The following is a 20,689-nucleotide window of genomic DNA, read 5'->3' on the forward strand; positions in this document are numbered from 1 at the left end:
CGTTGTGGCTGTAGAGGAAACAGACGTCGTCGTCATCGGACTCGGCGCCGGAGGGGAGAACGCCGCGGGGCTGCTCGCCGACGGCGGGCTGTCGGTGGTCGCCGTCGAGGAGCGGCTGGTCGGCGGGGAGTGCCCCTACTACGCGTGCGTCCCGACCAAGATGATGGTGCGCGCCGCCGGGCTGCTCGCCGAGGCGCGGCGTGTGCCAGGCATGGCGGGCGACACCGACGTGCGCCCCGCCTGGGAGCCGGTCGCCGCCCGGATCCGGGACGAGGCCACCGACTCCTGGGACGACGCGGTCGCCGTGGAGCGGCTCACCGCGCGCGGGATCGGGTTCGTCCGCGGCCGGGGGCTGCTCACCGCGCCGCGCGAGGTCACCGTGGGCGACCGGGTGTTCCGCGCCCGCCGCGGCGTGCTGCTCAACACCGGCACCGCGCCCGCCGTCCCGCCGATCGACGGCCTGGCGGGCACCCCCTACTGGACCAACCGCGAGGCGGTGCAGGCCAAGGAGGCGCCCGCGTCCCTGCTGGTGCTCGGCGGGGGCGTCGTGGGCGTGGAGTTCGCGCAGATCTTCGCGCGGTTCGGCACGCGGGTCACGATCGTGCAGGGCGGGGACCGGCTGCTGGAGCGCGAGGAGCCCGAGGCGAGCGCGCTGCTGGAGAAGGTGTTCGCGACCGAGGGCATCGAGGTGCGGACCGGCGCGAAGGTCACCCGCGTCGGCCACGACGACGACGCGTTCACCCTGCACACCCCCGACGGGACGCTGACCGCCGAGCGGCTGCTGGTCGCCACCGGCCGCCGCCCGAACCTCAGGGGCCTGGGGCTGGACGCGGTCGGCCTGGACGAGAACGCCCGCGCCCTGGAGGTGGACGACCGGCTGCGCGTCACCGACGGCCTGTGGGCGATCGGCGACATCACGGGCAAGGGCGCGTTCACGCACGTGTCGATGTACCAGTCCGCCATCGCGGCCCGGTCGATCCTCGGCGCGGACGGCCCGGCCGCCTCCTACCACGCCGTTCCGCGCGTGACGTTCACCGACCCGGAGATCGGCGTGGTCGGCCTCACCGAGGCCGAGGCCCGCGACCGGGGCCTGGCGGTCGCCACCGGCCACGCCGAACTGGCCGACTCGTCGCGCGGCTGGATCCACAAGGTCGGCAACGAGGGCTTCGTCAAGCTGGTCGAGGACACCGGCCGGGGCGTGCTGGTCGGCGCGACCGTCGCGGGCCCGTCCGGCGGCGAGATCGTCGCGGCGCTGTCGGTGGCCGTGCACGCGGAGGTGCCCACCGCGACGCTCCGCACGATGATCACGGCCTATCCGACGTTCCACCGCGCCCTGGAGTCGGCCCTCGCCGACCTCGGCTCATAACCCGGGCCGTATCGGGCAGGATCGGTGACATGAACCGCCTCAAGGACGCGACCAGCCCCTACCTGCTCCAGCACGCCGACAACCCGGTGGACTGGTGGGAGTGGGGTGAGGGGGCCTTCGCCGAGGCGCGGCGGCGCGACGTGCCGATCCTGCTGTCGGTCGGGTACGCGGCGTGCCACTGGTGCCACGTGATGGCCCACGAGTCGTTCGAGGACGGCGCGACGGCGGCGCTGATGAACGAGCTGTTCGTCAACGTCAAGGTCGACCGGGAGGAACGCCCCGACATCGACGCGGTCTACATGGAGGCCACCCAGGCGATGACCGGGCAGGGCGGCTGGCCCATGACCGTGTTCATGACGCCGGAGGGGCACCCGTTCTACTGCGGGACCTACTTCCCGCGCGAGCACTTCCAGGCGCTGCTGCGGGCCGTGGACAAGGCGTGGCGGGAGCAGCGCGACGACGTCGTCGGGCAGGGGCAGCAGGTCGTGGCGGCGCTGGGCGGGCGTTCGGCGCCGCTGGGCGGCCGGGCCGCGCCGGAGGCCGAGGCGCTCGACCAGGCGGTGCGGACGCTGGCGGGCTCCTACGACGTCGCGCGGGGCGGGTTCGGGGGAGCGCCCAAGTTCCCGCCGTCGATGGCGCTGGAGTTCCTGCTGCGGCACCACGCGCGGACCGGTGACGCCGAGGCGCTCGCCATGGCCTCCCACACCCTGGAGGCCATGGCCCGGGGCGGGATGTACGACCAGCTCGGCGGCGGGTTCGCGCGGTACTCGGTGGACGACGGGTGGGTCGTGCCGCACTTCGAGAAGATGCTGTACGACAACGCCCTGCTCGCCCGCGTCTACGCCCACTGGTGGCGGCTGACGGGGACGCCGTTCGCGCGGCGGATCGCCCTGGAGACCTGCGACTGGATGCTGCGGGACCTGCTGACCGCGCAGGGCGGGCTGGCGTCGGCGCTGGACGCCGACAGCGAGGGCGTCGAGGGCAGGTTCTACGTGTGGACGCCCGACCAGCTCAAGGCGGTGCTCGGCGACGAGGACGGCGGGTACGCCGCCGGGCTGTTCGAGGTGACGGGCACGTTCGAGCACGGCACGTCGGTGCTGCAACTGCTGCGCGACCCCGACGATCTGGAACGCTACGCGCGCGTCCGCGACGCGCTGCTGGCGGCGCGGGAGGAACGCGTCCCGCCCGCCCGGGACGACAAGGTCGTCGCGGCCTGGAACGGGCTCGCCGTCGCCGCGCTGGCCGAGTGCGGCGCGCTGTTCGGGCGGCCGGATCTGGTCGCGGCCGCCGAGGGCGTGGCGCGGCTGCTGATCGACCTGCACGTCACCGGCGGGCGCGTCGCGCGGACCTCGCGGGACGGGACCGTGGGCGCCAACTCCGGCGTCCTGGAGGACTACGCCGACGTCGCCGAGGGACTGCTCGCCCTGTACGGGGTGACCGGGAACGCCGAGTACGCGCGGGTCGCGGGCGCGCTGCTGGACACCGTCCTGGACCGCTTCGAGGACGGCGAGGGCGGCTTCTACGACACCGCCGACGACGCCGAGCGGCTGTTCCGGCGGCCCCAGGACCCCACCGACAACGCCACCCCGTCCGGGCAGTTCGCGGCGGCCGGGGCGCTGCTGTCGCACGCGGCGCTGACCGGCTCGCACCGGCACCGGGAGGCGGCCGAGGCCGCGCTGTCGCCGGTCGCGGCGCTGGCCGGCAAGCACGCCCGGTTCGTCGGCTGGGGCCTGGCCGTCGCCGAGGCGCGGCTGGCCGGACCCGTCGAGATCGCCGTCGTGGGCGACCGGGACGACGAGCGCACCCGCGCCCTCCACCAGACGGCGCTGATGGCGGTGTCGCCCGGCGCGGTGGTCGGCGCCGGCGCGCCCGGCACGGACACCGTGCCCCTGCTGGAGGGCCGCACGCTGGTGGACGGCGCCCCGGCGGCCTACGTGTGCCGGAACTTCACCTGCCGCCTGCCCGTCACCACTCCCGCGGAGCTGACCCGCGAACTCCACGGAAACTGACGGAACTGGATGAGCGGTCCAATTTATGGCAACGTGACCTTGATCTCCTCGGCGCTTGGTGTTACCACTTGGTAGCGGAGACGAGGCTGACTGAACGCGGCCATCGGGACCAGGGTGTCGTCATACGATCCGGGTATCTGGACGGTGGGCGGCGTCCGGGACGAACAACGTAGGGAGTGCTGCGGTGCGAAAGCCGAACCGCCGGGTTCTGCCAGCGATCATCGGCGTTTCGGCGGCGACCACCCTGGCCGTCAACGGCGCGGTGCTGGTCGCCCACGGCCAGCGCGACGCCCACCGCGCCCCCGCCGAGCCGCAGGCGCAGCGGTTCGTGGCCGCTTCCGGCAATTCGACGATCACACCCGGCGCGGTCGCGCCGATGGGCCGGCGCCTCACCCCGCACGTGCTGGTCGCCGCGCCGACCACGCTGCCCGCCGACGTCGTGGCGAAGGTCCGCGAGCTGAAGGGCGTCAGGGGCGTGGAGGTCGTCGACGCCGCCCAGGCGATGATCGCGGGCAAGCGGGTCGGGCTGCTGGGCGTGGACCCGTCCACGTTCCGCAACTACACGCCCGAGCCGACCGCCAAGTCCGACGCCCTGTGGCGCAACATCGCGGGCGGCGACGTCGCGATCTCGTTCACGATGGGCAGCGACGGCGGCGTGCAGCTCGGCAGCCAGGTCCCGGTCGGCGGCAAGGACGGAAAGCAGAGCCAGTTGCGGATCGGCGCGTACGCGACGATGGGCATCGGCGACGTCGACGCGGTCGTCTCGCGCGGCAACGCCCAGGCCCTCGGCATGCCCACCGGCAACGCCCTGCTGGTCAGCGCGCCCAAGCAGAGGCTCGACAGGTTCCTCAAGGGGCTGCGCAAGGTCCTGCCCAAGCAGGCCGAGGCCGTCGAGATCAACCCGAAGGTCGACGTCCCCAAGGCCGGGCAGCTGCCGAAGGCCAACAACCGGGTCATGACCGCCGAGCAGGTCCAGACGGTGATCCGCGCGGCCCACACGCGGCTGGGCTGGCCGTACGTGTGGGGCGGCGAGTCGGAGGCCGAGGGCGGCTACGACTGCTCGGGCCTGATGCAGTTCGCGTTCGCCAAGGCGGGCATCCGGCTGCCGCGCGTGGCCGCCGACCAGGCCCGCACCGGCTGGGTGATCCCCTACGGCAAGGCCCAGCCGGGCGACATGCTCATCTGGGCCAACGACCCCACCGCGCCCGGCTACATCTCGCACATCGCGCTCTACCTCGGCAACGGCAAGATGATCGCCGCGCCGCGCCGGGGCACGGTCGTGCAGGTCCAGAACGTCTACACCCGCAACATGAAGGGCGCGGTCCGCGTCAACCCGCACCAGGCCGCCCGCACCCCCGGCTAGACCCCGGCTAGAGCGGCAGGCCCTCGGCCAGGAACTCCAGGTTCGCGTCCACCAGGGCGGCCAGGTCCAGGGTGGCGTCGCTGTCCAGCCAGGCGTACATCGCCGCCTGGAGCACCCCCATCACCGCCCAGGCGAACGCCTGCACGCGCCGGTCGTCGGGGGCGCGCCCGGTGCGTTCCCCGACCAGCTCGGCGACCACGCCGAGGGTCCCGCTGCGCATCGAGTCGATCATCCGGGCGCGCAGCGCGGGCACCTCCAGCATCATCCGGGTCCGGGCCACCATGGTGGCCCGGTCCTGCGCGTCCAGATAGGGGAAGACCTGGCGGAACGTGGCGCGCAGCGCCTCCAGGGGCGTCAGGTCCGCGGGCTGGGAACGGAAGAACTCGGTCATGACCGGGTCGTACTCGTCGGTGACGACCAGGTCCTCCTTGGTGGGGAAGTAGCGGAAGACCGTGCTGGGCGACACCTCCGCCGCCGCCGCGACCTGCTCGACGGTCGTGGCGTCGTAGCCCTGGTCGAGGAAGAGCCGCAGGGCGTGCTCCTGGATCGCCCGGCGGGTCCGCAGCTTCTTGCGCTCCCGGAGCGGCAGCCGGTCGAGAGGGTCGCCCGGGGGCGAGGTCTGCTCAGGAAGCGAGGTGCTCATGGCTCGATTCTGATGCATCCTCCGGGGAGCCGCCGGGCGGGCGCGGCCCCCGCGGGGGCGGGCCGGGCATGAACGTCCACAGCAGCGCCCCCGTCAGGAACGTCGCCGCCGCGCACACCGCCAGCGCCGCGTCCATGCCCGACACGTAGGCGTCCCGCGCCGACGCCAGCAGCGCCGGGTCCCCCAGCCGCTCCGCCACGGCGGCGGCCCGTCCCACCGAGTCGCGGGCCGCCTCGGCGACGTCGGGGGGCAGGCCGGTCAGGCGCAGGTCGTCCCGGTAGACCGAGGACACCAGGCTGCCCAGCACGGCGACGCCGAGCGCGCCGCCGGTCTGCCGCAGCGTCTGCACCAGGCCCGAGCCGCGCCCGGCGCCCTCGTCGGGGAGCCGTGCCAGCACCGCGTCCATCGCCGGGATCATCGCCAGGCCGATGCCCAGGCCCGTCACGGTCAGCCAGGTCGCGGTGAACCCGTAGCCGTCGCCGGGCGCGGTCAGCGCGCCGAGCCCGAGCCCGGCCGCCAGCACGGCCAGCCCCGCCACCATGACCGGCTTGGCGCCGGCGCGCGGCACGATCCGGTCGGTGGCGATCCCGCCCGCCAGCAGGCCCGCCAGCATGGGGACCAGACGCAGGCCGGTGCCGAACACCCCGTTGCCCCGCACGACCTGGAGGTACTGCGGCAGCACGAACAGGACGCCCGCCATCACCAGCGTCCCGACGATCCCCGCGCCCAGCGCCCACACGAAGATCCGGTCGCGGAACAGCGACACGTCCATCAGCGGGGCCGCCACGCGCCGCTCCCACAGCGTGAACGCCGCCAGCAGCGCCAGGCCGCCGCAGAGCGCGCCCAGGGTGAGCGGGTCGCCCCAGCCGCGCACCGGCCCCTCGATCACCCCGTACACGAACGCGACCAGCCCCGCCGTCGACAGCAGCGCCCCGAACCCGTCCAGCCGCGGCGCGTCCGCGGCGCGCGACTCGGGCAGCAGGAACGCCACCGCCAGCCCGGCGGCCGCGACGACCGGCACGTTCAGCAGGAAGATCGAGCCCCACCAGAAGTTCTCCAGCAGCCAGCCGCCCAGCAGCGGCCCCAGCGGCAGGCCGAGCGCGGTGGCCGCCGACCAGACGGCGACGGCGCGGGTGCGCTCGTGCGGCGGGAAGATCGTCGGCAGGATCGACATCGACAGCGGCATCATCACCGCCGCGCCGGCCCCCATGAAGACGCGCGCCACGATCACGCCGGTGACGCCGTCCGCGAGCGCCCCGGCCAGCGACGCGGCGCCGAACACCGCCATGCCCGCCAGCAGCAGCCGCCTGCGGCCGAACCGGTCGCCGAGCAGCCCGGCGGGCAGCAGCAGGGCCGCGAACACCAGCACGTAGGAGTCCACGATCCACTGCAGCGCGCTGGTGCCCGCGGGCAGCTCCTCCGAGAGGGTGGCCAGGGCCACGTTCAGGATCGTCAGGTCGAACCCCAGCGTCAGCAGGGCGAGCGCGAGCGCGCCCAGTCCCCACCAGCGCCGCGGGTCGGGCCGCGCCTCCGGCATCGTCATGAGAGTTACCCCCAATTGATTCTCTCTACTAAATGACAGTGACTCTCAAAATTTGGCCGGTGTCAATGGCCATGGAGGCTCGACCAGGCCCGGATGGACTTGTAATTTTGATTACATGACTACGAGCGAAGCGGTCGAGGAGGTGCGGGGCTGGTTCACCGGCCGCCTCCCCGACGGCTGGTTCACCGGTCCGCCGGAGATCGTGCTGGACCGCGAGGAGATCAGCGTGATCGGGCGGCTGCCCGAGCCGGCCACCGCCTCCGGCGGCGCCGAGGAGGTCTCCGAGACCGAGCGCGCGGCGCGGATCGCCGGCCATGTCGGCCGGTTCCGCGAGTCGACCCGCGACCAGCGGATCGCCATCGCCCGCGAGGCCGAGCACCGCTTCGGCCAGAAGGTGTCGTGGGGGGTGGCCTGCGGCGGCCACCGGGAGATGTTCACCACCCTGTCGGTGCCGGTGATGACCCGGCTCCGCCAGCCCGAGCGCCGCGTGCTGGACACCCTGGTCGAGGCCGGGGTGGCGCGCAGCCGCAGCGACGCCTTGGCCTGGTGCGTCCGCCTGGTCGGCAAGAACACCGACGAGTGGCTGGCCCGCCTGCGCACCGCCCTGGAGCACGTCGAGCGCGCCCGCGCCGAGGGGCCGCGGGCCTGAGGACGCCGGGACGGGCCGATCCTTACCCGATCCCGGGGTCCGTTAGGTGTGATCATGGGGATGACCTGGCCTAACGTTCCTCGTGGGGGATCGGACGAGGGGGTCGGGCGTGGGCTGGATCCGGTGTCTGGACGGAACGTCGCTGGGAGTGCTCCCGGTCCCGTCGCGCGACCGGGGCGGCACGCCCTTCGAGGTCACCCTGGAGCTGCGGCGCGACGGGGACCCGTTCGGCGCGGTGGGGGAGCGCTGCGGGTACTTCCTGGCCGCGCTCGCCGAGCAGGTGGCCGCCGCGCGGTCCGACGGGTCGCCGCAGGCCGCCCGCTGGCCCGACCCCGACGACCGGTTCCCCGAGCCCGCGGGGGCGGGCCGGGAACCCGAGCTGTTCGCCTTCCGCTACCGGGACCGCGGGGACGTCGCCAGCACCGGCGAGCTGCGCTGCGCGCTGCGCACCTCCTCGATGTGGGTGGGGCCCCGCGATCCGCGCCGGGCGGTGGAGGGCCGCTGGCGGCTGGCCCGCCGGGCCGTGCTCGACGCCTGGGGCGCGGGCGGGCACGGCGTCCGCGCGGTGCTCACCTCCGCCGCGCTGGCCCGCTTCCTGGACGATCTGCTCGTCGAGGCCGAACGCGCCGGCGTGGGCTACCGGGCGGTGCACCGGGGCTCGTCGCCGGGACGTTCCCCGGGGTTCACCTCCGCGCCCGACCGATCCTGGACGGTATTCAGGAGGGGCCGTTCCGGTGGGACGACCCCGCGGCGGGGGCCATAATTGGGAGGCGTTCCAACGGGGGACGCGCGCTCGAAGGAGAAGATCCGATGGGGGACAGGGTGCGCCGGGACCCGTCCGGCGGTGCGACGGTCTTCGCGGCGATCCGGCGCAGCAAACCCTACGGGGTGGTGCGCGACGTCGCCTACCGGATGTACGAACGGCGGGTCGAGCAGTCGCTGCCCACCGACGTCGTCCCCCGCCATGTCGGCGTGATCCTGGACGGCAACCGCCGCTGGGCCCGCGAGATGGGACTGCCCGACGTCAACCGCGGCCACCAGCGCGGCGCCGACAAGATCTCCGACCTGCTCCAGTGGAGCGTCGAGGCGGGCGTGGAGGTGGTCACGCTGTGGCTGCTGTCCACCGACAACCTCAACCGGCCCGCCCGGGAACTGGAGCCCCTGCTCCAGATCATCGAGAACACCGTCCGGAAGCTGGCCGCCGACGGCTGGCACGTCAAGCCCGTCGGCGCCCTCGACCTCCTGCCCGACAAAACCGCACGTGTCCTTAAAGATGCGGGCGAAGCGACATCTGACGCCCCCGGCCTGATTGTGAACGTCGCGGTTGGGTATGGAGGTAGACGTGAGATCGCTGATGCGGTGCGCTCACTGCTCCTGGAGCAGGCGGGCAGGGGCACCAGCATCGAGGAGCTCGCCGAGGTCCTCGACGTCGAGCACATCGCCGAGCATCTCTACACGCGCGGCCAGCCGGACCCCGACCTGGTCATCCGGACCTCGGGGGAACAGCGTCTGTCCGGCTTCATGCTCTGGCAGAGCGCGCATTCGGAGTTCTACTTCTGCGAGGTCCACTGGCCGGACTTCCGGAAGGTCGACTTCCTGCGGGCTCTGCGGTCGTATGCCGCGCGCCACCGGCGCTTCGGTTCCTGAGGGACCCTCCTCGCTGGCGGAGTCCTCCCCAGCCTTGGAACGTCCCACGCTGACCGCCTCCGGCCGCGTCCGCCCGCCGGCGCGTGCCCTTCGAGAGGCGGACCGGTGCGCCACCGGTAGTTCCCCCATTCCCAGGGAGATCGAGTGGCCACAACCCCTCCGCGCCGTCCCGCGTCCGGCCCGTCCGGGCAGTCCGCCTCCTCGGGGGCGGTGGACCGGCGCACGTACGTCCTCGACACCAGTGTCCTGCTGGCCGACCCGGGAGCGATGACCCGGTTCGCCGAGCACGAGGTCGTACTCCCCATCGTCGTCATCACCGAACTCGAGGCCAAGCGTCACCACCCCGAGCTCGGCTACTTCGCCCGTCAGGCGCTCCGCACCCTGGACGACCTGCGGCTGGAGCACGGCCGGCTCGACGAGGCCCTGCCGATCGGCGACCAGGGCGGAACGCTGCGGGTGGAGCTCAACCACTCCGACCCCAGCGTGCTGCCCGACGGGTTCCGGCTCGGCGACAACGACACCCGCATCCTGTCGGTGGCCGGCTGGCTGGCGCGGGAGGGCCGCGACGTCGTCCTGGTCTCCAAGGACCTGCCGATGCGCGTCAAGGCGTCGGCGGTGGGCCTGGCCGCCGAGGAGTACCGGGCCGAGATGGTGGTGGAGTCCGGGTGGACCGGCATGCGCGAGCTGGAGGTCGGCGCCGCGCAGGTCGAGGAGCTGTACGAGACCGGCGGCACGGACCTGGAGGAGGCGCGGGGCCTGCCGTGCCACACCGGGCTGCGGCTGCTGTCGGAACGCGGCTCCGCGCTCGCCCGGGTCCAGCCCGACAAGTCGGTGCGGCTGGTGCGCGGCGACCGGGAGGCGTTCGGGCTGCGCGGCCGGTCCGCCGAGCAGCGCATCGCCCTGGACCTGCTGATGGACGAGGACATCGGCATCGTCTCCCTGGGCGGGCGCGCCGGGACCGGCAAGTCGGCGCTGGCGCTGTGCGCGGGCCTGGAGGCCGTGCTGGAGCGGGGCCGGCACCGCAAGGTCGTGGTGTTCCGGCCGCTGTACGCGGTCGGCGGCCAGGAGCTGGGCTACCTGCCGGGCACCGAGGGCGACAAGATGTCGCCGTGGGCCCAGGCGGTCTACGACACGCTCTCGGCCGTGACGACGCCCGAGGTCATCGAGGAGGTGCTGGACCGGGGGATGCTGGAGGTGCTGCCGCTCACCCACATCCGGGGCCGGTCGCTGCACGACTCGTTCGTGATCGTGGACGAGGCGCAGTCGCTGGAGCGCGGCGTGCTGCTGACGGTGCTGTCGCGGATCGGCGCGGGCTCGCGGGTGGTGCTCACCCACGACGTCGCCCAGCGCGACAACCTGCGGGTCGGACGGCACGACGGCGTCGCGGCGGTCGTGGAGCGGCTCAAGGGCCACCCGCTGTTCGCGCACGTGACGCTGACGCGTTCGGAGCGCTCGCCGATCGCGGCGCTGGTCACCGACATGCTCGGCGACGTCACCGGATAAAAGTCGACAAATAGTTATACGAGGGGCGTTTCGGGGTCTTTTCGGCCGTCGGGACGCCCCTTGGCGCGTGTGGCGGGGGCCGTCGATTCCGTCGCGGAGAGTGATCATTAAACATCACCCCGTGTACTTGTGATGAAGGTCACATGAACTAAGGCGGAAGTAAAGAAACCCAGTACTGGCTGGGGTTTTGCCATTTCTTGGGGCGAGTTGACAACCGTCCCGCCCAGAGCATCTGTCTCGATTTGGTTGCGGAGCATCCCTCGGCTTCGGGCATTGTGTGTCCCCGTAAGCACCCCGAGTGGGGCGAACCCGGCCACCGCGGACCCTGATCCCGGCCGGAGCGCGCCGCTCAGGACCGGGGCCGTCCGGGACACGGGCGGCGGCCGGGCCAGGGGTGAAGGCACTCGCCCGCGTGTCCATGCGCGTGCGACCGTCGGAAGGACCGCCTTGCTCGGAGACTCGTTCGGGTCCCCCAGGCGCGACGATCGACACAACCCCCGGGGCGCGGAGTCCGAACCCCCGCAGGGGGCGGCCCACCCGCTCGCCGAGCACCCCGAGGACCGCAAGGTCGCGGGCGCGGCCTTCACCGGCCCGTCCGGGGGCGGCGACAGCCGCTCCGGCGACACCGCCGGGCTGCCGCCGGTCGGCGGCAGCGGACCCGCCCCGCTGGTCGTGGTCGACCCGCTGGCCGGCCGGCCCGCCAAGGGCGCGCGCTCCGGCCGCACCGGACTGAAGATCGCCGCGGTGGCCGCCGGCGTGGCCGTGGTGGTGGGCGGCGGCTCGGTCGCCGCGTTCGCGCTCACCGGCGACTCCAAGCCGCAGGCCGCACCCGGCGCCAAGCCGTCCGACGCCCAGCCGCTGGCCGACGCCGCCGCGCCGGTCGACCCGATGCTGGAGCAGCAGATGCGCCGCAAGGCCGCGTTCGAGCGCGCCTCCCGCGCGATCCGCGGCTCCTCCGGCAAGAACCCCAAGCTGCTGCCCAAGGGCGAGCCGATCCCCACCGAGAAGCCCAAGTCCGCGAGCAAGGGCGACAACGACAACGACGGCGGCGGTGGCGGCGCGGGTCCCGACCCGATGCCCGCCGGCCAGGCGCAGCAGGTCGCCAAGGCGATGCTCCCGTCCTACGGCATGGGCGGCAGCGGCCAGTTCGCCTGCCTGGTGAAGCTGTGGAACAAGGAGAGCGGCTGGCGCGTCACCGCCAAGAACCCGTCCTCCGGCGCCTACGGCATCCCGCAGGCGCTGCCCGGCCCCAAGATGGCCAGCGCGGGCGCCGACTGGCGCACCAACGCCCGGACCCAGATCAAGTGGGGCCTCGGCTACATCAAGAACCGCTACAAGACGCCCTGCGGCGCCTGGGCGCACTCCCAGCGCGTCGGCTGGTACTGAGCGCCGGCGTCGACGGTACCGAGCGGCCGGAGCGCCGGCCGGTACCGGGACGCACACCCTGACTCCGGGCGGCCGGTCACCACGGCCGCGACCGCCCGGTGGGGCGCACCGCTCATGACGGTGCCACCCCGACCGAAGACGCACGGAGCCCTCCGTGCGAGCACGATGCCGCGATGACGCGGCCGGCCTCCTCGACAGGCCCACAAACGGCGCGAACGCATCCGGCGTTCGGCGCCCAGATCCCCTGAGCGGGGACGCCGCCTCCCGCGCGTCCGCCGCCACTCACCTCGGATCGCGCGCAGCCACCCCCCACGGGTGCCGCTGCCCGCGTGCCCTCCCGCGCAGCCGCCACCGGCGCGCCGCGCCCAGCCCCCGGTCGTCCCCCCGTTCCCGGGTGGGTCCGGGCTGCCCCGAGGTGGTCACCCGCTGGACCGACCGGTCCGTCCAGCACGATGAAAGGTCTGCTTTGTCCCGTAAGTCGTCGCGTCGTTCCACCGCCCGCCGTTCCGCCACCCTGCTGGCCGCCGCCACCCTGTCCTTCGGCGTCGTCGCCGAGACCGTTCCCGCCCAGGCGGCCGCCCCCACCTCGGTGTCGGCCTCGGCGCCGTCCTCGGCCCGGACCGCCCAGGTTGCCGCCGTCACGGCCAAGGCCAAGAAGAAGCTCTCCCGCGCCGCGCGCAACAAGGCCATCGCCAAGAAGATGGTCGCCAAGCGCGGCTGGTCCAACCGCCAGTACAAGTGCCTGGTGAAGCTGTGGCAGAGGGAGAGCGGCTGGAACCACAAGGCGCGCAACCGCTCGTCCGGCGCCTACGGCGTCCCGCAGGCGATGCCCGGCCGCAAGATGCGCAGCGCGGGCAAGGACTGGCGCACCAACCCCGCGACCCAGATCAAGTGGGGACTGAGGTACATCAAGGGCCGGTACAAGACGCCCTGCCGCGCGCTGGGTCACTCCCACTCGCGCGGCTGGTACTAAACGGGGCATAGCGCACGGGTGCTCCGCGCATCCGGCCCGGAAATCGGGTGGTGCGCGACGTTCGTCCGTTCACCGTGACGGAGGGGCGGGCTCCGGCCCGCCCCTTTTGTCCGCCCGCTCGGGCACCGCACGCCAACGGTTCGGCAAAGGCCCGGTCCGGGAGCACGGAATCTGTCGCCCGCCGTGTCGCGGACCGCTGCACGCTACTCCGCGTGTCCTCTCTCACACGCACCGTAGTGCGGATCGTCTCGCTCGGGTCCGCGACCGCGCTGGTCTGCGCGCCGCTGGCGACCTCCCCCGTGGGGAACGCCGCCGCCGACCGCGGCGCGGCGCACACCGCGACGGCGAACCAGCAGCAGGTCCACGAACGCCGGGAACTGAAGCTGCGCGGCCGGATGGGACGCGCGGAGCGCAACAAGCTGATCGCGCACACCATGATGGCGCGGTACGGCTGGCGCAACTCCCGCCAGTTCCGCTGCCTGGAGCGCCTGTGGGCGCGCGAGAGCCGCTGGAACGAACGGGCCCACAACGCGTCCACCGGCGCCTACGGCATCCCGCAGGCGCTGCCCGGCACCAAGATGGCCAGCGCCGGCTCCGACTGGCGCACCGACCCCCGCACGCAGGTCCGCTGGGGGTTGCGCTACATCAAGAACCGGTACGGGTCCCCTTGCTCTGCCTGGAATCACCTTCAGGCTTCTGGGTGGTACTGAGCGGGGGTTGGGGTTTCCGGTTGGGTGTAGACCCCCGATATTGCTGGGGGTCTGCGCGGTTCTGCGGCGAAAGCGGCTGTGTTGGCCTTGGGGGGACCGTCCCCCCAAACCCCCACATCGGGCCCGCGCACGCCGAAAGACTTCGCTGGCGCTTCGCTTTCGTCGTGCTGCGAACCCTGGCAAGGGGGCCAGCCCCCTTGGACCCCCGGCGAGGGACTCCGTCCCCCACACCCCCTGGCAGGGCTCCGCCCCACACCCCGGCAGGGGCTCCGCCCCCACACCCCTCGTGGGGCTTCGCCCCACACCCCTCGTGGGGCTTCGCCCCTCCCCCCATTCCCCTCGGGGGTTCGGTTCCTGTGGTCAGGTTCGGTCGTGGTTCGTCATCGCCAGGACGTCCAGGGCCGCGTCCAGCTGCTCCTCGGTGAGCTTGCCCTCCTTGACGTAGCCGCGTTCCAGGACCACCTGGCGGATCGTCTTGCGCTCCGCCAGGGCCTGCTTGGCGACCTTGGCGGCCTCCTCGTAGCCGATGTAGCGGTTCAGCGGCGTCACGATGGACGGGGACGACTCGGCGTACTCGCGGGCCCGCTCCTCGTCGGCCTCGACGCCGTCGATCGTGCGGTCGGCCAGCAGGCGGGAGGCGTTGGCCAGCAGGGTGATCGACTCCAGGACGTTGCGGGCGAGCATCGGGAGCATCACGTTGAGTTCGAAGTTGCCCGACGCGCCGCCGAACGTGATCGCCGCGTCGTTGCCGATGACCTGCGCGGCGACCTGGGCGACCGCCTCGGGCACCACCGGGTTCACCTTGCCCGGCATGATCGAGGAGCCGGGCTGCAGGTCGGGCAGGCGGATCTCGGCCAGCCCCGCGCGCGGGCCCGAGCCCATCCATCGCAGGTCGTTGGCGATCTTGGTGAGGGAGACGGCGATCGTCTTGAGCGCGCCGGAGACCTCCACCAGGCCGTCCCGGGCGCCCTGCGCCTCGAAGTGGTCGCGGGCCTCGGTGAGGGGCAGGCCGGTGGCGCGGGCGATCTCCTCGATGACGCGCGAGGAGAAGCCCACGGGGGTGTTGATGCCGGTGCCGACCGCCGTGCCGCCCAACGGGAGCTCGGCGAGCCGGGGCAGCGCCGCCTCCACGCGTTCCACGCCGTACCGGATCTGCGCCGCGTAGCCGCCGAACTCCTGGCCCAGCGTCACCGGCGTCGCGTCCATCAGGTGCGTGCGCCCGGACTTCACCACGCGGGCGAACTCGACCGCCTTGCGGCCCAGCGACGCCTCCAGGTGCCGCAGCGCCGGGATCAGGTCGTTGACGACCGCGCCGGTCGCCGCGATGTGGATCGAGGACGGGAACACGTCGTTGGACGACTGGGACGCGTTGACGTGGTCGTTGGGGTGGACCGGGCGGCCCAGGCGCTCCTGGGCGAGAGTGGCGATGACCTCGTTGGCGTTCATGTTCGAGGAGGTGCCGGAGCCGGTCTGGAAGACGTCGATGGGGAACTGGTCGTTCCAGCGGCCCGCGGCCACCTCCTGGGCGGCCTCCCGGATCGCGGCGGCCAGATCCTCCTGGACGACGCCGAGCTCGGCGTTCACGGTCGCCGCGGCGGCCTTGATCTGGCCGAGCGCCGCGATGTGCGCGGGCTCCAGCCCCCGGCCGGAGATCGGGAAGTTCTCCACGGCCCGCTGCGTCTGCGCGCGCCACTTCGCCGTCGCGGGAACCCGCACCTCTCCCATCGAGTCGTGCTCGATCCGGAACTCCCCGGCCTGCTCGGTCATCGTCGACCACCTCACTCAGCGAACGTGCGTGCCCTGCACCATGCATAGCTTCTGATCGACATGGGCCATTCCCCGTTCGGGCGGTCGCATCCGGGCGCAGCCGCCGGCTCCTTTCCGGACATCTCCCCCGGAGGGAGAGCCGATGACCCCGCATGACGAGAACGCCGTGCGCCGCCTGGCGTGGATCGGAGCGGCGGTGGAGGGGTACCGGGTGGGATCGCGGATCTCAGGGCGCGTCCGCGCCGTGAGGTGTGGACGGCCCCCGACGGCTCCGGCCGGGAGATCGTGGCGCCCGAGGGCCGCATGGCCGAGATCCGTGACGGCCACGGACGGGGCCCGGCGGTCGGCGTCGGTCTCGGCCCGGTTCAGGTGACCCTCATCTTCGATGAGCGCGACGGAGATCTCCTCGGGGAGGAGGAGGTCCTGTCGGGGCCCGCCGCCGTGCTCAGGACTTCTTGGTGATCGTGTAGGACTTGCGCTGCCCCGGCTTGCCGGGCGGCTGCTGCTCGCCCTTCACCCACACGTCGCAGGCCGACGGGTCGTAGACCACCACGTTCAGGCGGGGCTGGTCGTACTGGCGGACCGCGCCGCGCGGGAGCGTCTCGTTGGCGAGCACCTGGAGGGTCCGGGCCGGCTCCGCCACGAAGATCTTGCAGGTGTCGCCGGTGGCGCGGATCACCAGCGTCGTGTCGCCGGCCGGGGCGGGCGGCGCGCTCCGCGTGGCGTCGGGCTGCTGCCGGCCGGTGGGCGAGGGGCCGGGGCTCTCCCGCATCATCCCCACGACCAGGGCGGTCGCGCCGATGCCGCAGGACGCGACGATCGCGCTCACCAGCGCCACCACCAGCAGCAGCCGGTAGCGCGGGTCGGGGGCGCCGCGGCGGCGCGCCGACCGCGGCCCGGCGATGGCGCGATCCAGCTTGTCCACCGCGCGCTCGTGGCTGAGCCGCCGGGTCGGGTTCTTCTCCAGCAGGCCGGACACCACCGGCGCCAGCGGGCCCGCGTTGGGCATGGGCGGGGTGGACTCGTTGGCCAGGGCGCTGAGGGTGGCGATGACGTTCTCGCGCTCGAACGGCGGGCGGCCCTCCAGCGCGGCGTACAGGGTCGCGCCCAGCGACCACAGGTCCGACTGCGGGGTCGCCTTGCGCCCGGCGGCCACCTCGGGCGCGACGTAGGCGGGCGAGCCCATGAAGTGGCCGGTCTTGGTGAGGCTGGTCGAACCGTCGGAAAACGCCAGCCCGAAGTCGGTGAGCACGACCCGGTCGCCGTCCAGCATGACGTTGGACGGCTTGAGGTCGCGGTGCACGATCCCGGCCTTGTGCGCGATGGCCAGCGCGTCCAGCAGACGGCGGCCGATGTGCGCGACCCGTTCGGGCGGCAGCGGCCCGGAGCGCTCGATGAGCTCCTCCAGGCTGGGCGCCTCGATCAGCTCCATCACGATCCAGGGCCGCCCGGCCTCGATGACGACGTCGTAGACCTCGATGATGGAGTCCGCGCGCAGCTGGGCGGGCGCGCGCGCCTCGCGCAGGGTGCGGCGGTAGAAGAGCACCCGGTCGTTCTCGGAGAGGTCGTCGGGCAGCCGCAACTCCTTGATCGCCACCGCGCGATCGAGGAGGTCGTCGTGGCCGCGCCAGACGGTGCCGTTGGCACCCTGACCGATTTCCGAGACCAGCCGGTAGCGCGTCGCGAGCACGAGGCGCTCTGACTGAGACATGGCCGAAAAGATACCGGAGCGGCCTGGTGGTCATCGCTGAGACCTCAGGACCAACAGGTATCAGTTTCCAATAATGTGACCTATCGCCCGCCCGGAAGTCACCTTCACTGGCCGTGTAAGCCTTTTGCAAGGTTTCATCCCATGGGCAGCGGGGATCGGGGACGCTGGAGCGGTGAGCCGTCCCGCGTCAGGCGGCGGACGGGAAACCGGAGCAAGGCGAGGATTCCCGTCGGCCCCCGTGGGGCTCGCGGTCGTCCCTGAGGAAGGAACTGACGTGAGAACGACGGCGCGACCGGCCCCACCGGGCGTTCCCCCGCTCCTTCCAGGAGATCCGCCGACGGTGGGCGGGCACACGCTGCTGGGGCGGCTGGGAACCGGCGGCATGGGCACCGTCTACCTCGGCCGCGCCTCCGACGGGGCCCTGGTCGCCGTCAAGACGCTGCCGGCGGGGAAGGCCACCGACCCCGAGACGCGGCGGCGGTTCCGCGCCGAGGCCGCCTACGCGCGGCGGGTGGCGACGTTCTGCACCGCGCGGGTGCTGGAGGACGGCAGCGACCGCACCCACCCCTACATCGTCACCGAGTACATCGACGGCCCGCCGCTGTCGCAGGTCGTGGAGCACCGCGGCGCGCTGTCGCCGGACGCGGCCGTCGCCGTCGGGATCGGCGTGGCGGTCGCGCTGGCCGCCATCCACAACGCGGGCCTGATCCACCGCGACCTCAAACCCGCCAACGTCCTGCTGTCCCGCTCCGGCCCACGCGTGATCGACTTCGGGATCGCGGTGGAACCGGACCTGATCGACGGCCCCACCCAGGCCGGCACCGTCATGGGCAGCCCCGGCTGGATCGCCCCCGAACGCCTCACCGGCCGCCCCGTCACGCCCGCCGCCGACGTGTTCTGCTGGGGGTGCCTGGTCGCCTACGCGGCGACGGGACGGCACCCGTTCGGCTCCGGCCCCGCGGACCGGGTCGGGCAGCGCATCATCCACCTGCCGCCCGACCTGAGCGACCTGCCCGAGCCGCTGCGCGCGCCCGTGCTGGCCGCCCTGGCCAAGGACCCGCGCGAGCGCCCCTCGGCCGTGGAACTGCTGCACGACCTGCTGCCGCTGCGCGCCGGCGGAGACCCCGCCCGTGCCATCGCGGCGCTGTGGGAGCCCCGCGAGTTCGGCGCGCCGTCCGGGCGTTCCCACTGGCGGATGGCGCGGCGGGTCGGGTTCGCGGCGGCCTGGGCGGCGGGCGGGGCGGCGTTCGCGTTCTGGGCGGCGGGCAACGAGCCCGCCGCCGAGGCCGGGCCCCGGCCCGGCCGCACCGAGATCGTCACCGTGACCCCCGGCGGGGGCCCCGGCACCGGGACGTCCCGCCCGCCGCAGGCTCCGCAGTCGTCGGGCTCCGCCCCGGCCACCCAGGGCGATCCCACCCCGAGCCCGTCGAGCACGACGCCTCGTCCCCGCCGCGCCGGAACACGGCCGCCGGTCACCACGCCGACCACCACGCCCGAGCCCGCGCCCACGTCCAAGCCCGCCAAGGAGCGCAAGAGGAACAAGCCCCCGCGCTCCGACGGGAAACGGCCGGGGTCCGGCGGCTCCGGCCACCCGCGCGACTCCTCCGTCAGCGGCGGCCGATGGTGAGCACCGGGCCGGTGTCGCCCTCGGTGAAGAAGTCGTTGCCCTTGTCGTCGACCACGATGAACGCCGGGAAGTCCTCGACCTCGATCTTCCAGACGGCCTCCATGCCGAGCTCGGGGTACTCCAGCACCTCGACCTTCCTGATGCAGTCCTGCGCCAGCCGCGCCGCCGGACCGCCGATCGAGCCCAGGTAGAACCCGCCGTGCGCGCGGCACGCGTCGGTGACCTGCTGGGAGCGGTTGCCCTTGGCCAGCATCACCATCGAGCCGCCCGCCGCCTGGAACTGCTCGACGTAGGAGTCCATCCGCCCCGCGGTGGTCGGGCCGAACGATCCGGACGCGTACCCCTCGGGCGTCTTGGCCGGACCCGCGTAGTACACGGCGTGGTCGCGCAGGTACCGCGGCATCGGCTCGCCCGCGTCGAGGCGCTCCTTGATCTTGGCGTGCGCGATGTCGCGGGCCACCACCAGCGGGCCGGTCAGCGACAGCCGGGTCTTGACCGGGTAGCGGCTCAGCTCGGCGCGGATCTCGTCCATCGGCCGGTTGAGGTCGATGCGCACGACGTCGCCGTCCAGGTCGGCGGGCGTGGTGTCCGGCAGGTACTTCGCGGGGTCGGTCTCCAGCCGCTCCAGGAACACGCCCTCCGCCGTGATCTTGCCGAGGGCCTGCCGGTCGGCCGAGCACGACACGGCGATCGCGACCGGGCAGGACGCGCCGTGCCGGGGCAGCCGGACCACGCGCACGTCGTGGCAGAAGTACTTGCCGCCGAACTGCGCGCCGATGCCCAGCCGCTGGGTCAGCTCGAAGACCTGCCGCTCCATCTCCAGGTCGCGGAAGCCGTGCCCGAGCGGCGAGCCCTCGGTCGGCATCGCGTCCAGGTAGTGCGCCGAGGCGTACTTGGCGGTCTTCAGCGCGTACTCGGCGGAGGTGCCGCCCACCACGATCGCCAGGTGGTACGGCGGGCACGCGGCGGTGCCCAGCGAGCGGATCTTCTCCTCCAGGAAGGCGAGCATCCGCTTGGGGTTCAGGACGGCCTTGGTCTCCTGGTACAGGAACGACTTGTTGGCGCTGCCGCCGCCCTTGGCCATGAACAGGAACTTGTAGGCGTCCCCGTCGGCGGCGTACAGCTCGACCTGCGCCGGGAGGTTGTCGCCGGTGTTCTTCTCGTCCCACATGGTCAGCGGGGCCATCTGGGAGTAGCGCAGGTTGAGCTTCGTGTAGGCGTCGTACACGCCGCGCGAGATCGCCTCCTCGTCCCGGCCGGACGTCAGGACGTTCTGCCCGCGCTTGCCCATCACGATCGCGGTGCCGGTGTCCTGGCACATCGGCAGGATGCCGCCGGAGGCGATGCCCGCGTTCTTCAGCAGGTCCAGCGCCACGAACCGGTCGTTGGGCGAGGCCTCCGGGTCGTCGAGGATCCGGCGGAGCTGGGCCAGGTGCGCCGGCCGCAGCAGGTGCGCGATGTCGCGCATGGCCGTCTCGGTGAGCAGCCGCAGCGCCTCCGGCTCGACCTGCAGGAACGTGCGCCCGCCCGCCTCGATCGTCGAGACGCCCTCGGTGGTGAGCAGTCGGTACTCGGTGTCGTCGGCACCGAGCGGCAGCAGGTCGGTATAGGAGAACTCAGGCATCCTCAAGTTCCTCGCACGTCATCCGGATGGGGGCCGCCCCCAGGGTAAGGGCTGTTGTTTCGGATCGGCCTTGCGACCCGGCCTTGTCGCCCGTGGGCTCGGTGCCCGAACGCTGTGTTGACCGGCCTTTCGGCCCGAACCCCTCGCCCGGGGGCTCGGGAACCGACC

16 protein-coding genes are annotated in these 20,689 nt (G+C 73.1%); 11 read left to right on the plus strand and 5 right to left on the minus strand.

What is annotated here, in order from left to right:
* Positions 1-4 precede the first annotated feature (4 nt).
* From HNR61_RS00295 to HNR61_RS00305, 3 genes are all read left to right on the plus strand, one after another.
* Complete coding sequence (locus HNR61_RS00295; RefSeq protein ID WP_312897694.1) at positions 5-1,366, plus strand: dihydrolipoyl dehydrogenase family protein; 1,362 nt, start codon at positions 5-7, stop codon at positions 1,364-1,366.
* A 29-nt stretch (positions 1,367-1,395) separates the two neighbouring features.
* Positions 1,396-3,375: a thioredoxin domain-containing protein gene (locus HNR61_RS00300; RefSeq protein ID WP_182841104.1), complete on the plus strand. Its 1,980-nt coding sequence runs from the start codon at positions 1,396-1,398 to the stop codon at positions 3,373-3,375.
* A gap of 184 nt (positions 3,376-3,559) precedes the next feature.
* Positions 3,560-4,738, plus strand: a complete 1,179-nt coding sequence (locus HNR61_RS00305; protein WP_182841105.1) for a C40 family peptidase — start codon at positions 3,560-3,562, stop codon at positions 4,736-4,738.
* Positions 4,739-4,745: 7 nt separating this feature from the next.
* Here HNR61_RS00305 and HNR61_RS00310 read toward each other — a convergent pair whose 3' ends face one another.
* Together HNR61_RS00310 and HNR61_RS00315 are read right to left on the minus strand one after the other, a co-directional pair.
* Complete coding sequence (locus HNR61_RS00310) at positions 4,746-5,381, minus strand: TetR/AcrR family transcriptional regulator (protein WP_182841106.1); 636 nt, start codon at positions 5,379-5,381, stop codon at positions 4,746-4,748.
* Entirely contained in the window at positions 5,362-6,924 is a 1,563-nt protein-coding gene (locus HNR61_RS00315; protein WP_246441896.1) for a DHA2 family efflux MFS transporter permease subunit, read from the minus strand. Before HNR61_RS00315 ends, HNR61_RS00310 begins: the two co-directional genes overlap by 20 nt.
* A 115-nt stretch (positions 6,925-7,039) precedes the next feature.
* On the opposite strand from HNR61_RS00315, the gene abmR reads away from it, so the two are divergent.
* The 7 genes from abmR to HNR61_RS00350 all read left to right on the plus strand — a co-directional run bounded on the left by abmR (position 7,040) and on the right by HNR61_RS00350 (position 13,792).
* Entirely contained in the window at positions 7,040-7,573 is a 534-nt protein-coding gene (gene abmR, locus HNR61_RS00320; protein WP_067818060.1) for an ATP-binding transcription factor AbmR, read from the plus strand.
* Positions 7,574-7,682: 109 nt separating this feature from the next.
* Positions 7,683-8,336, plus strand: coding sequence for a hypothetical protein (locus HNR61_RS00325; RefSeq protein WP_312897695.1), 654 nt, complete (start codon positions 7,683-7,685; stop codon positions 8,334-8,336).
* Positions 8,337-8,383: 47 nt separating this feature from the next.
* Positions 8,384-9,220, plus strand: a complete 837-nt coding sequence (locus HNR61_RS00330; protein ID WP_182841107.1) for an isoprenyl transferase — start codon at positions 8,384-8,386, stop codon at positions 9,218-9,220.
* 210 nt (positions 9,221-9,430) lie between these two features.
* Positions 9,431-10,723 carry an RNA 5'-3' helicase PhoH2 gene (phoH2, locus tag HNR61_RS00335; RefSeq protein ID WP_182842197.1) on the plus strand — a complete coding sequence of 431 codons (1,293 nt, stop codon included), beginning with the start codon at positions 9,431-9,433 and terminating at the stop codon, positions 10,721-10,723.
* A gap of 447 nt (positions 10,724-11,170) precedes the next feature.
* Positions 11,171-12,109 (plus strand): aggregation-promoting factor C-terminal-like domain-containing protein, encoded by a 939-nt coding sequence (locus HNR61_RS00340; protein ID WP_246441898.1) that lies wholly within the window; start codon positions 11,171-11,173, stop codon positions 12,107-12,109.
* Positions 12,110-12,575: 466 nt separating this feature from the next.
* Entirely contained in the window at positions 12,576-13,082 is a 507-nt protein-coding gene (locus tag HNR61_RS49775) for an aggregation-promoting factor C-terminal-like domain-containing protein (protein ID WP_312897696.1), read from the plus strand.
* Between the two features lie 212 nt (positions 13,083-13,294).
* Positions 13,295-13,792, plus strand: a complete 498-nt coding sequence (locus tag HNR61_RS00350; protein WP_312897697.1) for an aggregation-promoting factor C-terminal-like domain-containing protein — start codon at positions 13,295-13,297, stop codon at positions 13,790-13,792.
* A gap of 360 nt (positions 13,793-14,152) precedes the next feature.
* Here the strand turns inward: HNR61_RS00350 and HNR61_RS00355 are convergent, their stop codons facing one another.
* On the minus strand, positions 14,153-15,559 hold the full coding sequence (locus tag HNR61_RS00355) for a class II fumarate hydratase (RefSeq protein WP_182841108.1): 1,407 nt from the start codon (positions 15,557-15,559) through the stop codon (positions 14,153-14,155).
* A 445-nt stretch (positions 15,560-16,004) separates the two neighbouring features.
* Positions 16,005-17,270 (minus strand): serine/threonine-protein kinase, encoded by a 1,266-nt coding sequence (locus HNR61_RS00360; protein WP_083999714.1) that lies wholly within the window; start codon positions 17,268-17,270, stop codon positions 16,005-16,007.
* Positions 17,271-17,610: 340 nt separating this feature from the next.
* Between HNR61_RS00360 and HNR61_RS00365 the strand changes: the two genes are divergently transcribed.
* The gene (locus HNR61_RS00365; protein WP_182841109.1) at positions 17,611-18,897 is read left to right on the plus strand and encodes a serine/threonine-protein kinase; all 1,287 of its coding nucleotides are present in this window, start codon (positions 17,611-17,613) and stop codon (positions 18,895-18,897) included.
* On the opposite strand, the gene HNR61_RS00370 is transcribed toward HNR61_RS00365, so the two are convergent.
* Positions 18,878-20,521 carry a fumarate hydratase gene (locus tag HNR61_RS00370; protein WP_182841110.1) on the minus strand — a complete coding sequence of 548 codons (1,644 nt, stop codon included), beginning with the start codon at positions 20,519-20,521 and terminating at the stop codon, positions 18,878-18,880. The two genes, HNR61_RS00365 and HNR61_RS00370, sit on opposite strands and share 20 nt — an antisense overlap.
* Positions 20,522-20,689: the final 168 nt, after the last annotated feature.

This window comes from Actinomadura kijaniata, assembly GCF_014138665.1.
Taxonomy (GTDB): Bacteria; Actinomycetota; Actinomycetes; order Streptosporangiales; family Streptosporangiaceae; genus Spirillospora; species Spirillospora kijaniata.